This window comes from Bacillus sp. JJ1562 (assembly GCF_036962705.1).
GTDB lineage: Bacteria > Bacillota > Bacilli > Bacillales > Bacillaceae_L > Ferdinandcohnia.
Genome location: NZ_JBALOQ010000008.1, coordinates 121,650 through 136,442, shown reverse-complemented (window position 1 = coordinate 136,442; position 14,793 = coordinate 121,650). Strand labels below are relative to the sequence as shown.

The window sequence follows — 14,793 nt, the reverse complement described above, 5'->3', positions numbered from 1 at the left end:
CAATTTTGGTGCAGTTCAAGATGGCGGGCTATCAACTATCTATTATTATTAAAACTCAAAGTACTCTTTTGCGTTTTGGTAGCAGATTCCTTTAACAACATCTCCTAGTAAATCCATGTCGTTTGGAACTTCACCGTTTTCAACCCATTCTCCGATTAGGTTACAAACTAAACGTCTGAAATATTCATGTCTTGTATATGATAGGAAGCTTCTGGAGTCAGTTAGCATACCGATGAAACGGCTAAATAAGCCCAGGTTTGCTAATGCTTTCATTTGCTCAAGCATACCTTCTTTTTGATCGTTGAACCACCAAGCAGTTCCGAATTGCATTTTACCTGGTTTTCCTCCACCTTGGAAGTTACCGATTGTTGTGCCAAGGATGTAGTTGTCGTTTGGATTTAATGAATACAAAATTGTTTTTGGTAATGCATCTTCCGTAGCAAGTGCATCAAGTAATTGGTTTAATGGACGAGCTAATTCACCATCATTAATGCTGTCATAACCAGTGTCTGGTCCTAGCTTTCCAACCATTCTTGTGTTGTTGTTACGCAATGCGTGAATATGTAATTGCATAGCCCAATCGCGTTTTGCATATTCTTTTCCTAAGAAAACTAACGTATAGGATTTATACTTAGTCTCTTCTTCGACAGAAACCTTTTCACCCTTGATTCCTTTTTCAAACGCTGCTGCAGCTTCTTCCTTAGTTGTGTGCTCATACATCATTGTGTTAAGTGCGTGGTCAGATACGCGTCCACCAAGTGAATGGAAGAAGTCGATTCGGTTTTCTAATGCTTTTAATAAATCATCATAGCTAGAAATCTCAATACCTGAAACTTCACTTAGTTTTTTCACCCACTCAACAAAAGTGGCTTGGTTGATTTCTAAGCCTTTGTCTGGACGGAAGCTTGGTAATACTTTCACATCAAAGCTTGCATCTTCAGCAATAAGCTTGTGATACTCTAAAGAATCAGTTGGATCGTCAGTAGTACAAACGACTTCTACATTTGATTTTTTAATTAAGTCTCTTGCTCCGAATCCTTCGCCAGTAAGCTTATTGTTTACTTTTTCCCAGATTTCTGGAGCGGATTTTTCGTTTAAAAGCTCATGAACATCGAAGAAGCGTTGAAGCTCAAGGTGAGTCCAGTTAAATAATGGGTTTCCAATTGTCATTGGAACTGTTTTCGCCCAAGCAACAAATTTATCATAATCTGATGCATTACCTGTTATGTATTCTTCTTCAATCCCATTTGCTCTCAGCGCTCTCCATTTGTAGTGGTCACCGTATAGCCATGCTTCAGTAATGTTTTTGAAGGTTTTGTTTTCATAAATTTCTTGAGGACTTAAATGGCAGTGATAGTCAATAATTGGCATATCCTTTGCAAAATTATTGTACAAAGCTACTGCAGTGTCATTTGATAATAAAAATGTTTCATCCATAAATTTTTTCATCTTGTCCACCTGCTTTTTATTTTTTATAGTAACCCAAAAGGTATGAAAATAAATAATGGAATCATCGATTACTTTTTTAAAAGTCTATAAATCCATTATTTTGGCCACACCATATGTAAATCTTATTGAAAGCACGAGCAATCGTTTTCAATTACTTTTGATAAAATAGAAATAACAACGTTGTTATTCCCTCTTCATCTTAAATTAATCAAAGACTGTTTTCAAGCCTTTTTACTGATATTCTCGAATATCAACTGTAAAAAAAGCATAATAAATGATATTATTTTTAATAACGTTGTTAATCATTAAATGATCTCAATTAATAGGTGGTTTTTCATGAATATCACGATAAAGGATATCGCTCAAATGGCAGGTGTGAGCTACTCGACTGTCTCAAAAGCGTTGAACAATAGCCCGCTAGTAAAACCTGAAACGAAAAATAAAATATTGAAAATTGCTAAAGAACTTGGATATGAGCCAAACCTTGCTGCACAACAGCTGGTATCTAAGCAATCAAAGGTCATTGGTTTAATTTGGCCAACACTAGAAAGGATTGCCCCTTCTACATTAGTCTCAAAAATCAATGAAGAAATCAGGGCAAATTCCTATTCGATGATCTTATCAGTCAACTCCATCGAAGAATCACTTGAAATGTTTAAGCGGTTTCAGGTGGATGGGGTCATTGTGTTCGATGAGCAGAATCATGACATACTAGATGCGATCACAATTCCCCTTGTTACTTATGGGGTTGGTCGAAATCATAACCATTCTGTTATCGATGTTAATTATCAGGCAGCAATGGAAATGGCAATTGAGTATTTATATCATCTTGGACACAGAAATATTGCCTATGTAGGTGATTTTTCCCCAATTGATGATCGGCAATCCGAAAAATTTCTTGGAATCAAAAAAGCGATGAACAGCTTTAACCTTCCCATTACCAGTCAGAATTTTATCAATACAGCTGGACTTGGTTGGTATGAGGGCTATGTAGCTACGAAACGCTTGCTTTCGAATACGTCCGAGCCAACTGCGATTGTTGGTTCAAGTTATGATATAAGCGCTGGGGTTGTTCGTGCATTGCGTGAGGCAAGTTACATTATTCCAAAGGATATATCTGTGATAAGCTACGATAATATTCCACAAATGGCAAATTTAGAGATTCCATTAACGAGTGTTGGGGTACCTGTTGAGGAGATTGCGAGCAATATGGTGAGCACTCTGTTAACCCGAATAAAGACTAAAGAAGTGACACCATCTATTAAACATTTAACCCCAAAAATCAATGAACGAATTTCCTGTGCTCGTAGCGGACATAGTTAGAGGCTAGATCCTTTCAATCTAGCCTCCTTTTTATTTATTCATAATGGTTGATTTCCGGTAATCTGAGGGAGAAAGTCCCGTCATTCTCTTGAAGTTATTGCTGAAGTAAGCCACATCGGCATACCCAAGTCTATCTGCAATTTCCGACATTCTTAAGGTTGTGTTAGCCAATAGTTTTTTACCCTCTTGTATTTTAATTTCGGTCACGTAATCAACAAATTTCTTGTTCAATTGTTGCTTGAACAATTGACTTAGATAACTTGGATTCATGTGAATATGACTTGCGGCATCCTTTAAGTTCAGTTGGTTTAAAGGTGTTTTTGAAATATACTCTAGTACCTTTTCAATTGAAGTGGCTGGAAGAATTTCTTCAGACACATCGTTTTCTTTATTTACAATGGTTGTGCTTTTTTCCAACCATTTTACTAGGCAGGCTCTTAATTCTTCTTCATCGATTGGCTTCAATAGATAATCAAATACCCCACTCCTTAGGGCTTGCTGGACAAATTGAAATTCATCATGGACGCTAATGACGACAACGTCCACTGTTTTATCTAAGCTTCCTAGTTCTTTCACTAATTGGATACCGTCCATAACCGGCATACGAATATCGGTTATGATTAAATCTACCTCATTTTCTTTTACCCAATCTAGCGCTTCAAGGCCATTGCCACATTCATGAACGACTTGTAATGGTAGATTTAATTGCTTTATCGTCCAAATTAATGCCTTTCGTACCCATCTCTCATCATCCACTAGTAAAATCGTTTTCATTTGACTCCACATCCTTATTTTCAATGAGAGGTAATGTGATATTTACTTCTGTACCTATCCTTTTTTGACTGACGATTGACACTCCAAAATGTTCACCAAACAGATATCGTATTCTTTGATGGACATTCATGATCCCTATATGCTGTCCGTCTAAGATGATCGAGCTCTGTGCTAATTTTCGATTTAATTCTTCTAAAACTTTCTCGTCCATCCCTTTTCCATTATCGATTATTCGAATGATAAAGCTTGCTTCAGAGGATAATTCTACCTTTATTGTAATATGGATATTTCCACAATTCGTTCCATAAGCATGGACAAAGCAATTTTCAAGGATTGGTTGTAGCGAGAATTTCACAACCTTCTGATCACTTACCCCATCAGGAATATCAAATGAATAAGTAAATCGTTCCTCAAAACGATACTTTTGGATCTGCAAATACAGCTCTGCAACTTTTATTTCTTCTCCAAAGCTTACAATTGGCGAATTATTCCTTAAATTATATCGTAGCAATTTTCCTAGTGAGTAGGAAATACTTGCAATCTCTGCTTTTCCCTCTTCAAGGGCCATCCCTCTTATCGTTTCTAAAGAATTATGCAAAAAATGCGGATTAATTTGCGACTGAAGAACCTTTAATTCGGTCTCCTTTTTATTAAGTGACAGCTCTGCTTCTTTTAACTTCGATACATAGACTTCCTCCAACAGATTAGAAAGTCTTTCAACTGTATTATTAAACCCATGTGTTAATTGACCAATTTCATCACTAGATTCTACTTTTACTCTTCCGCTTAAGTTTCCTACTTCAACCTCTTTCATATAACGCTTCAGTCTTCTTATAGGGCGTACGATTCTACGTGTAAAAACTGTACCCCAAAGATAAGCGAAAATAAGTGAAATAACGATTGTCCATGTAATAACAGTTCGTATTTGTTTAATAGGACCCCTTAAATCCTGGTATGGAACAGCTGTAAAAAATCTCCATCCTATGTTTGAAGATAGGGAATAGGAAACGAATACCTTTTGGTCGTTCTCAATAATTAATGATCCACTTTCTTGCTCACCTAGTTTTAATAGCTGCATGTATTCGACCCTTGTTCCAAGTTTTTGAGAATCAGGATGATACACATAGTGCCCTTTATTATCTAGGATAAAAAAATTCCCATTTTCACTTAATGTGACCATACTCGAAATTTCTCTAATTCTCTTGAAATTAATATCGATTACAAGAATACCTATAGGCTTTAATGTATGTGGATTGTAGAGTCGCCTTACAAGCGAAATGACAGGTTCCTCTTTGTCCTTTATTTTTAACATCCTACTTACTAACATGACCATCCCAGTATTAGGTAAAGATGAAAACCAATATTCATCTTCTATTTTAGTTGCCGGGTAATAATTACGCTCCCCTAGGGTGTCAATTACAAGCCCATTATCGAGTATGGCCGTTATGTTTGAAATGTCAGGTCGTGAATATGCTGCGTTTTTTAAGACATTTCTAGCTGGTTCAGTAACTTCTTGATCAAATATCCTATAATCCGTTCTTAATAAGGGTTTAAAATCTGGTGAGTTAATAATTTTTAAACTCGTAATTTCAAAATCCTGTTCATAATATTCGATATGCGTCTCTACTTGCTCCATAATTTGACTACTTGATTGCTTGAACTCTTCCTCCAATTGAATGGATGAAGTCCTATAGGAAATTAAACCGACGGCTAGAACTGGAAAAACCACCAGAATACTAGAAAAGACAAAAAGCTTCGCCATAATTGATCTATTTTTTAATAAAATGTAACGTTCAATAAATCCTGCAATTTTAGTTCCTAGCATTCTCATTTTGTCCTTTCCGTAAGTCCAGATGTCCTCTTATCTTTCATCATAATGAAAAACGCCTACCTAGTAAATAGAGGATACTACTAGGTAGGCTGTTTTTCATATTAATAATCGAATTATTTTGCTTCTTCTACTGCTTTAATAAGATCTGGGTAAGATTTTGCAAACTCATCTTTTACAGGTTTAACAGCTTCTTGCCAAGGAGCTAGATCTTTAACTTCTGTGATTGTTACACCTGCATCTGTAATTTTTTGTAAAGATTTTTTCTCGTAATCAGCCCATGCTTGTCTTTGTGTTTCAACAGAGTCAATAGCAGCTTGTTTGATGATTTCTTTATCTTTATCAGAAAGCTTGTCCCAACCTACTTTACTCATTAACAAAATTTCTGGAATACGTTGATGTCCATCCATAATAATATGTTTTGCTTCTTGGAAATGGTTTGATGAGTCAAAGCTTGGTAAATTGTTTTCAGCACCATCGATGATTCCTGTTTGTAATGCAGAGAATACTTCTCCATATGGCATTGGAGTTGCACTTGCGCCTAATGCATCTAATAATTTGATGTTCATTTCACTTTGTTGAACACGGATTTTTAATCCTTTTAAGTCTTCAACACTTGTTAAAGGCTTAGATGAATAGTAGTTACGAGAACCTGAATCATAGTAAGCAAGACCTTGCATTTTTGCTTCTTGTAAACCATCTAATAAAGATGTTCCAGTTTCACTATTCAAGAAGCTCCATAAATGATCATCATTATCGAATAAGTAAGGAACTGAGAATACAGCTAATTCAGCATTAAATTCTGCTAATGGACTTGCATTTGTTCTAGCAAAGTCAATCGCACCTAGTTGAACTTGCTCAAGTACTGATTTTTCATCTCCAAGCTGTCCGGATGGAAATACTTCAATTGTAATTCTACCGTCTGTTCTTTCACTTACTAAATCAGCAAATTTTTGGTCCCCAATTACTGTTGGGTAATCTACTGGGTGGTTATCCGCTAAGCGTAATGTAAGCTTAGCTTCTTCTTTTTTAGAACCATCATCAGATGATCCAGCTTTATCTTGTCCGCCACATGCTGCAAGAACAGATGTAGCTAGAAGCGTAGTTGCGATAATACCTAAAAACTTTTTGCTTTTCATTCTGTTATTCCCCCTAAAAGTATGTTTGATTTTTATAATTACACCTAATTCAAGGTTAGCTGGCTAATAGATTTGGAAGCCACATTACAACCCCAGGAACATAAGTGATAATTAATAGAACAATTAGTAATGCATAGAAGAATGGCATCATTCCTTTTGTAGCTTGGGCAATCGATATTTTTCCAATCGCACTACCCACGAATAAAACAGTTCCAACAGGTGGCGTTAATAATCCAATACCTGCATTTAAAATGAGTACAATCCCGAAGTGTACAGGATCCATTCCGAAGCTAGTTACAACAGGTAAAAGAATTGGTGTCATGATTAGAATCATCGGTGCCATATCCATTGGTGCACCAAGTAAAAGTAAGATAATGTTAATGATTAATAGAATGATAAGTGGATTATCTGAGATACCTAGTAATAAATCTGTTACCGCAGCCGGTATTTTTAGGAAAGCTAACAGCCAACCAAATGCCGCTGAAGCAGCGATTAGGAAGAAAACCATTGAAACGGTTTTCAAAGTTCTTTTTAAAATTGGCCAAATACTTGAGAATGGTGCATCTCTATATACAACGAAAGCTAAAATAAAGGAATATAGACAAGCTAATGCTCCTGATTCTGTTGCAGTGAAAATACCACTCAAGATTCCGCCTAAAATAATGACTGCTGGGCTTAAAGAAAGAATCCCGTGAAGAATAGTACCACCGATTTGATTTCTAGGGATTGGTTCTGCTTTTTTATATCCACGCTTTACTGCAATGATATAACCTGTAATACATAGTGCAGTTAGCATCATAATTCCTGGGACAATTCCAGCCATAAATAAGCTAGCAATGGAAACGCCTCCTGCTGCTAATGAGTATAATACTAAGTTATGACTCGGTGGAACGACTACCCCTTGGATAGCAGAAGCAATGGTAACACCTACTGCATAATCAGCTTCATACCCATTCTTTTTCATCATCGGAATCATAACAGACCCTACTGATGAAACGTCTGCTACAGCAGAACCAGAAATATTTCCGAAGAAGAGTGAGGCTACGCTATCTACCATCGCAAGACCTCCTCGAATTCTACCAACCAATAATTTTGCAAAGTTAACAATCCTATTAGCTAATCCTCCGGCACTCATTATTTGTCCTGTTAAGATAAAAAATGGAATTGCCAGTAAGGAGAAGGAATTAATCCCTTGCACCATTTGTTGTCCAATAACCGGTAGAGGTATATCTAAATAAAGTACTGTTAGTAATGATGAAATAACGAGTGTGAGTGCGATTGGAAATCTAAACAAGATCAACAGTACGAAACTCGACACTAAAATAGTAATTGCAATCGTGGTGCTTGCCACCTACATCCCCTCCTCCAGTTCTTGATATCTTGCTGTATCTACATTGAATAGATGTAGTAGTGAGTATAAACATATCATGACTCCTGTAACTGGCATGGTCAGATACGTAGCACTACTTGGAAGTTTTGTTGCTGGAAGAGTTGAGTCCATCATCAGAACCGTAAACTGCCATCCTTGAACAACAAGATAAATTCCAAAGGCAAAAACACTTAGATTAATAATAATATCTAATACTTTGTTAAACCCTTTTGGAAAGAGATTAGTGAAGGAATCAATACCTAAATGAACGTATTCGCGAAAACCAATCGCAATCCCCATAAAGGCAAACCAGCCTAATAATAATAGAGTAATTTCTTCCGACCAAAAAAATACGAAGTTAAAGAAGTATCTAGTACCAACTTGCATCGTAACAATAACTACAAGTGACACCAGAGAAATAAGCGTTAATTTTTCGAAAACGTTGTCAATTAATGAATATATTTTCTTTAACAGATTCATATGTTTTCCCCCCTTTTTCTAAAGAAAGCGTTTTCTCATCTCAAATATTACTGTTTTGAGAATATTATTGAAATGGTATTTTTTTAGAGAAATTTGTGTTTTTTTTAGGTAAGGGAAAAAGAGCATTATGAATATGGGGGTTTATGAATATTAGTAATGATGGGGAATTTTAATTTCGTACACAATTATTTCTTGTACTGCTATAATGTGAATATTCAATGAAAACGTAAAGACACGTAGGAGAGGTCACATGTTCTATTTATATGGCTTATTATTTATATCTTACTTTATTAATCTAATCATTAACGTTGAATGGCTTTCCTATTTTATTGGGGTTTTAGCGATGGTTGCATGGCTTGTATCCATCAAAGGAACATCCAAGCTATTTAGCTCTATCAGTGTTATTTTTGTCGGAATTGGTGCCCTTGTATTTTTCTTGGAAGGAAGAGGTGTAGCTGAACTTCCCTTGTATATGACATCGATGATTCCGCTTTTAGCTATCTTTTATGTACTTCCTTTTATTAATTCCATTATCATTGTCGGTCGTTATGACCAACAGGTTAGTAAACTATTAAAGGTCCGTATCCAGCATCTTGGACAATTATATGGACGGACATCCATTGTAACGTTTTTATTAGGTGGGTTTCTAAATCTTGCAACTCTTCCTCTTGTAAAGGCTGTTATTGAAAAAAATGTGTTGCAGTTTGGTGAAAAACTAAGAAATAAATTTATCGCCCAAGCGATGCTTAGAGGATATGTATTTGGCATTGTGATTTCCCCTATGGAATTACTGGTGATTTTAACAATTGAGTATACACATATTCCATACCTTCATATTTTACCGTGGTTAATTCTATTTACCATGATCTTACTTTTATTAAATTGGTTAATCGGTCATTTTTCATATAAGAAAAATGATTTTGCTGAAGAAGGCGGAACCATGTCCTCTGCAAGCACCAAACACCTTATGAAACAAAAGGTCTTTTCTCTAGTTATCTACTTAATTTTGTTTATGATTGTGATTGTGGGTGTGAATCAACTTTTACATATTGGATTTCTACAAACGATTGCAATTGTAATTGTCCCATTTTCGTTTATTTGGGCGATTTTAATTAAACGTTTAAAATCCTATGTGACATACGCTGTTCCATTATGGAAAACGCGTACGATTGGATTAAAAAGTAATATGGTTCTCTTTTTAGGGGTTGGATTCTTCACAAGTAATTTAGGGGATTCGAGTTTTATAGATTACCTGCAGGAGCCTTTTACAAACTTAAGTCACTATCCGGTATTCTTATTTATATTTATTCAGATCCTATTCCTTGCCCTTGCACTTACCGGGTTTCATCCATTGGTTACGTTAAGTATATTAACTGCGATAATCGAACCTATTTTGCAGATTGTGAATCCATTATCTTTGAGCTTAGTTCTAATTACATCGGCTTTATCAACAACGATTGCCGGGCCATTTAATGTTTCCGTTTCAATTACTGGAGATTTATTGCATGTTAATTCATATAAGGTGTCTTTATGGAATATGGGCTTCGCCTTTTTATTTAGTGGAGTAGGTACGGTTATGGCACTGTGCTTATTATGAAAACAGCCCTGCCTCAGTTTCATTCTGAGACAGGGCTGCTTTTTATCTGAGACACTACTTTGCACTCGTTATAGTTTTACTGGTCTTCCTTCTCTTGCCGATTGGTAGATTGCCAATATTAATTCAAGTGATTTTTTTGCTTCTTCACCAGTCACAAGCGGTGTCCGATTTTCTAATATGGCTTGAACGACGTCTGTATATTGTTGTACGAAGGATTGATTATTTTTTACATTTGGCGATGCCACATCGTTATGAGTTTGTCCTTTTGCATTCCCGTATTCTAAGCCACTCTTAAATTTCCATTCCTTCACATTGTCGTTTTCGATAATGACACTTCCGTTTGTACCAAATATATCAAGTGTTGTTGAAAATCCAGGATAAGCAGTCGTATTCCCCTCAATAAGGCCAAGTGCACCCGATTTAAATTTTACAGTCGCCACTGCGATATCCTCAACTTCGATGCGTTCATGCGCACGGGTTGCAGTATAGGCATAAACCTCCTCAACTGGACCCATTACATATAAAAGAAGATCAATATAATGAATCGATTGGTTGATTAAAGCACCTCCACCGTCCAATTCCCATGTACCACGCCAAGCACCGCTATCATAATATTCCTGCGAGCGATAGATTGTTGTGCGAGCAGCTCCAAAGTTTAATTGACCAAACTCGCCTTCGTTCAATACTTTTTTAATATCTTGAATGGCTTCATCGAAACGATGCTGGAAAATACAGCTTAATGTGACATTTGCCTGTTTACAAGCTTCAATGAGTTGATTTGTTCTTTCTATGGTAATATCAATTGGTTTTTCTACAATTACATGCTTGCCCGCCTTTGCAGCAGCAATTCCTAGTTCAGCATGGGTACCACTTGGTGTAACGATGGCAACCATATCGATTCCAGCATTTTTTAAAAAATCTTCGTAGTCTGTGTAAGCTTTTAAATTGTATGTATCTGCCAGTTTTTGAACAGTTTCCTTATTCCGCGAGTAGACGGCAACTAGTTCAGCGCTTGGCACTTCAATTATGCTTTTTATATGGGTATTCGCAATGCTTCCGGATCCTACGATTCCGATTTTCAGCTTATTTGTCATGAAACCAGCCTCCTAAATAATACAATCACTACCAATAGTATAGGCTCTTTTATTTTAAAATGTAAACGTATATCATTTTATTAATATGAAAAAGGGTAAACAACTACTCTCAGTAATGTTTACCCTTTTTTCGCTACATGTTGTGCTGTCATTATCTAATTTTAAAGTCACCAGAGCTTGTTCTTACAGTAATCTGATATCCCCCTACTCCGATTTCACCCAGAATTCGGTGATCTGATTTTTCGGTGAACTTTATTCCCTCAATTGCAGCATTTCCATCGCCTGAACTACTTTTAAAATCAACTGCCAAGGCATCAGGTATTTGTACAAAGCTTACTTCGATGTCACCGCTACTTGCTTCCAATGTAATATCACCTGTTACTTCTTCTGCATCGATTGTAATATCCCCAGAGGCTGTGTTGATGTTCATTTTTTCAGATGCTTGATTGTTCGACTCAATATCCCCACTACTTGTAAGGATTTCAATTTCCTTTGCCTCATTATTTATTGCCGTAATATCACCGCTACTAGTCTGAATGTCAATAACATTACCATTTGTATCTTTAACCTTTACATCACCACTTGATGCTTCGAGATTTAGGCTCTCTTTAATCCTACTATTCATTATTTCAATATCACCGGATTGGGTTTCTATCGTCATTTCTTTCGTATCAATTTCTTCTACAGCTATATCACCTGAAGATGCAATAATTTGAAGAGAATCATACATTTTTTCTGGGACTTCAACATCAAGGCTTACATTTGTGAAATTAAACATCATGAATTGGAGCTTGTTTTTCTTTTCCATTGTAATTTCTACTGTTTCACCATCTTCGTCAATATCGAGTTTATATAGTGCCTTACTCTTTTTACCTACTTTCCCTGAAAACTCAACCTCAATCAGATCTTTCTTTGTAGGAATTACATTGACATCAACAGATGGTGAATCAATGATGATATTTGTAATCCCTTTAGAAGAAACCTCTTGCTTTTCATTGACATCTACAGAACTAAAGGTAAAAGCCTCCACTCCAGAGTTATTCAACGTAATAATTACGCCTAAAACTCCGATCAACACAAAGATTAACGCTCCATACATTATTTTTCTCATTGTTTATTCTCCTTTTATTAATCCTAAATTCCAATTTATATACATAACAAAAATCTTATAAAGTCCTTTACTTGCTTTTACCATTCCCACACCAAGCATAATGCCAATTCCACATAGCAGAATCGAAATAAAGAATTCCAAGCTAGTGAATCCTCCAACAAACACCTGCGTCACAACTAAAAGGGGTGATACCACAAAACAAAAAGACACAATCAAAAGTGAAAAATAGATGGAAATAACCGCAATCGCTGGACCCAATACAAAAATACTGTTAAATAATATCAAGCTGACTAAAGCAAGAATCATTCGTCCGCTATTTCGATATGATTTTTTTTCTACTAAATGGGGTACTTCAGAATTGTCTTCTAAAGCAACTGACTCCATAAAGCTTGAATTCTCGTTTCGATTTTCTTTGGCTACATCGATAAGATCCTCATATAATTGAATTAGCTTTTGTCGGTCATCAGCCGGCAGCCCTTTCAATCGTTCTTCCAAGTCCTGAAGCATTTGGTCTTTATTCATATTTCTCGGTCCCTTCTAACTTCCTATGACCTTATCATACAAAGTAAAAGTCATATGACCAAAGTGAAGCCAGTCACAAAATTACAGGTAAATGATAATATGACGGAATACCCTTACTTACTTTGTCAAAATGATTTGCATAAATGACATTTTTTCATTTTATAGACTACTAGAATTCCCTAATTTCTTGTAATATAGGTAGGGATAGGAAAAAAGTCTTGTAGATTGAGGTGCGGATATGAAAAAAACAGACCCTAATTGGATCTGGATTGACTGGTTTATTTTTTTCCTAAGGCTTTGCTGGTATCTATCCGGCATGATCTACTTCTATATTGATGCTGACGCTCTTGGTGATTTACCATATCTATTATTTGTTGGTATTTTAACAGTTTGTTATCTTGTACCACATCTGTTTTGGAGGCCTGGCTATAAAAATCCTATCCTATACCCAATCTCCGAGTTCGTCCTTACAGGAGGGGCATCCATCTATGTAAACATCGTTTTACAGGTGAATCTCGGTACCTCCGTGATTTTAATGTCCTTTTTAATGATTGGCTACCTAGCTACAAAGACGACTGTTAAATGGACATTTCCAATATTTCTAATCATCTTTCCATTGCCACGTCTATGGTCACTGGACACTGTTTCTTATTTGCTACAATACTTTGATATCTTGATCTTCTTAGGCTTCGGCGCTTGCTTCAATTATGTCATCCAATCACAACGTAGAACAGACCGCATCATTGAAGAAAATAATAAGCAATATCGGTTGATTCAAGAACAGAATCGGGTGTTACAGCAATATGCTGAGCAAATCGAAAAAGTCACTCTACTCAAGGAACGGAATCGGCTTGCAAAAGAGCTTCATGACACCATTGGTCATCATTTTACCTCTGTCACAGTAGGTCTTGATGCTGTTTCTTACTTACTTGAAACGGATATTGAGAAGGCAAAAGATAGGATTGAATTATTAGCTAACGTTTCACGTAAAGGTTTGCAGGATATTAGAAAGCATATACATGAAATCGCCCCCTCTGAAGGTGAAGAGATATTATCGATTTTATTAGAACAAATCGCTACCGATTTCAAAGAGAATACTGATACAGAAGTTCAGTTCCATAAGCAAGGAAGCGAATATCCGGTATCAAATTCAATTAAGCTTGTTTTTATTCGCTGTTTACAGGAATCACTTACAAATGCAAAAAGGCATGGTGCTGCAACAAAGATTGTCATTCATTTTCTAATTTCACATACCGACATTACTTTATCTGTTGAAAACAACGGAACCCCAATAGAGACATTAAATCCCGGATTTGGTTTAACAGCAATGAAGGAACGTATTGGGGATTTACATGGAAACTTTACGATTACAAATGGAAAACACCGGGGAGTTAAGTTAACAATTACAGTACCTATAAAGGAGGTAGTCTAAATGAGTTTGATTAAGCTCTTACTTGTGGATGATCAGGAGCTAATTCGTGAAAGCCTATCAATTGTGTTGAGTATGGATAATGAAATTGAAATTGTTGGATTGGCACAAAATGGGATTGAGGCTATTGGCCTATGCGAACAGCATAAACCTACTATCATTCTTATGGATATTAATATGCCTGAAATGAACGGTATCGAGGCAACTAAAATAATCAAGCAGCGTTGGCCGGATATCAAAATTATCATCTTAACCACCTTCCAAGAGGTGAATCATGTTATTGATGCGTTAAAGATAGGTGCAGAAGGCTATTTGTTAAAAGCGATACATCCAAAGGATTTGCTTTCCGGCATAAAACTGATCCATAAGGGCGGTACACTGCTTCCACAAGATTTAGCAAAACTTCTCGTCCAACAAATTAACAGTAACGAAGGCTCTAGTACAAAAGAGAATACTACAAGATACAATTTAACAGACCGAGAAGAAGAGGTGCTTGAATGCCTTGCTTTGGGGCTAAGTAATAAACATATCGCTGAAAGATTATTTTTATCAGAAGGTACCGTCAAAAATTACATATCCAATATTTATCATAAATTAGACGTGAAGGACCGTTTCCAAGCAGCATTAAAAGCACAGCAGGAAGGGTTAATTTAACTTTATTCAGTCGGGGTTTAAACA

Annotated in this window: 13 protein-coding genes; 4 read left to right on the top strand and 9 right to left on the bottom strand. The window is 36.2% G+C overall.

What is annotated here, in order from left to right; genetic code table 11:
- Nucleotides 1–48: 48 nt before the first annotated feature.
- Nucleotides 49–1,449, bottom strand: a complete 1,401-nt coding sequence (gene uxaC, locus V7097_RS06115) for a glucuronate isomerase (protein WP_335702720.1) — start codon at nucleotides 1,447–1,449, stop codon at nucleotides 49–51.
- Between the two features lie 336 nt (nucleotides 1,450–1,785).
- On the opposite strand from uxaC, the gene V7097_RS06110 reads away from it, so the two are divergent.
- Nucleotides 1,786–2,772 carry a LacI family DNA-binding transcriptional regulator gene (locus V7097_RS06110; protein WP_335702719.1) on the top strand — a complete coding sequence of 329 codons (987 nt, stop codon included), beginning with the start codon at nucleotides 1,786–1,788 and terminating at the stop codon, nucleotides 2,770–2,772.
- A 30-nt stretch (nucleotides 2,773–2,802) separates the two neighbouring features.
- On the opposite strand, the gene V7097_RS06105 is transcribed toward V7097_RS06110, so the two are convergent.
- The 5 genes from V7097_RS06105 to V7097_RS06085 form a co-directional block, all read right to left on the bottom strand.
- Complete coding sequence (locus V7097_RS06105) at nucleotides 2,803–3,546, bottom strand: response regulator transcription factor (RefSeq protein ID WP_335702718.1); 744 nt, start codon at nucleotides 3,544–3,546, stop codon at nucleotides 2,803–2,805.
- On the bottom strand, nucleotides 3,521–5,371 hold the full coding sequence (locus V7097_RS06100) for a sensor histidine kinase (RefSeq protein WP_335702717.1): 1,851 nt from the start codon (nucleotides 5,369–5,371) through the stop codon (nucleotides 3,521–3,523). The genes V7097_RS06105 and V7097_RS06100 overlap by 26 nt, the downstream gene beginning before the upstream one ends.
- A 119-nt stretch (nucleotides 5,372–5,490) precedes the next feature.
- Nucleotides 5,491–6,513, bottom strand: a complete 1,023-nt coding sequence (locus V7097_RS06095; protein WP_335702716.1) for a TRAP transporter substrate-binding protein — start codon at nucleotides 6,511–6,513, stop codon at nucleotides 5,491–5,493.
- A gap of 55 nt (nucleotides 6,514–6,568) precedes the next feature.
- Nucleotides 6,569–7,864, bottom strand: coding sequence for a TRAP transporter large permease (locus V7097_RS06090; protein WP_335702715.1), 1,296 nt, complete (start codon nucleotides 7,862–7,864; stop codon nucleotides 6,569–6,571).
- Nucleotides 7,865–8,362 (bottom strand): TRAP transporter small permease, encoded by a 498-nt coding sequence (locus V7097_RS06085; protein ID WP_335702714.1) that lies wholly within the window; start codon nucleotides 8,360–8,362, stop codon nucleotides 7,865–7,867.
- Nucleotides 8,363–8,612: 250 nt separating this feature from the next.
- Between V7097_RS06085 and V7097_RS06080 the strand changes: the two genes are divergently transcribed.
- On the top strand, nucleotides 8,613–9,959 hold the full coding sequence (locus tag V7097_RS06080) for a hypothetical protein (protein ID WP_335702713.1): 1,347 nt from the start codon (nucleotides 8,613–8,615) through the stop codon (nucleotides 9,957–9,959).
- Nucleotides 9,960–10,027: 68 nt separating this feature from the next.
- Here V7097_RS06080 and V7097_RS06075 read toward each other — a convergent pair whose 3' ends face one another.
- From V7097_RS06075 to V7097_RS06065, 3 genes are all read right to left on the bottom strand, one after another.
- Entirely contained in the window at nucleotides 10,028–11,053 is a 1,026-nt protein-coding gene (locus V7097_RS06075; protein WP_335702712.1) for a Gfo/Idh/MocA family protein, read from the bottom strand.
- 151 nt (nucleotides 11,054–11,204) lie between these two features.
- Nucleotides 11,205–12,164 carry a DUF4097 family beta strand repeat-containing protein gene (locus tag V7097_RS06070; RefSeq protein WP_335702711.1) on the bottom strand — a complete coding sequence of 320 codons (960 nt, stop codon included), beginning with the start codon at nucleotides 12,162–12,164 and terminating at the stop codon, nucleotides 11,205–11,207.
- Nucleotides 12,165–12,167: 3 nt separating this feature from the next.
- On the bottom strand, nucleotides 12,168–12,686 hold the full coding sequence (locus tag V7097_RS06065; protein WP_335702710.1) for an HAAS domain-containing protein: 519 nt from the start codon (nucleotides 12,684–12,686) through the stop codon (nucleotides 12,168–12,170).
- A 238-nt stretch (nucleotides 12,687–12,924) separates the two neighbouring features.
- Here V7097_RS06065 and V7097_RS06060 point away from each other — a divergent pair, with 238 nt between their 5' ends.
- Nucleotides 12,925–14,118, top strand: a complete 1,194-nt coding sequence (locus tag V7097_RS06060) for a sensor histidine kinase (RefSeq protein ID WP_335702709.1) — start codon at nucleotides 12,925–12,927, stop codon at nucleotides 14,116–14,118.
- Nucleotides 14,119–14,769 carry a response regulator transcription factor gene (locus V7097_RS06055; RefSeq protein ID WP_335702708.1) on the top strand — a complete coding sequence of 217 codons (651 nt, stop codon included), beginning with the start codon at nucleotides 14,119–14,121 and terminating at the stop codon, nucleotides 14,767–14,769. It abuts the gene before it with no gap.
- Nucleotides 14,770–14,793 lie beyond the last annotated feature (24 nt).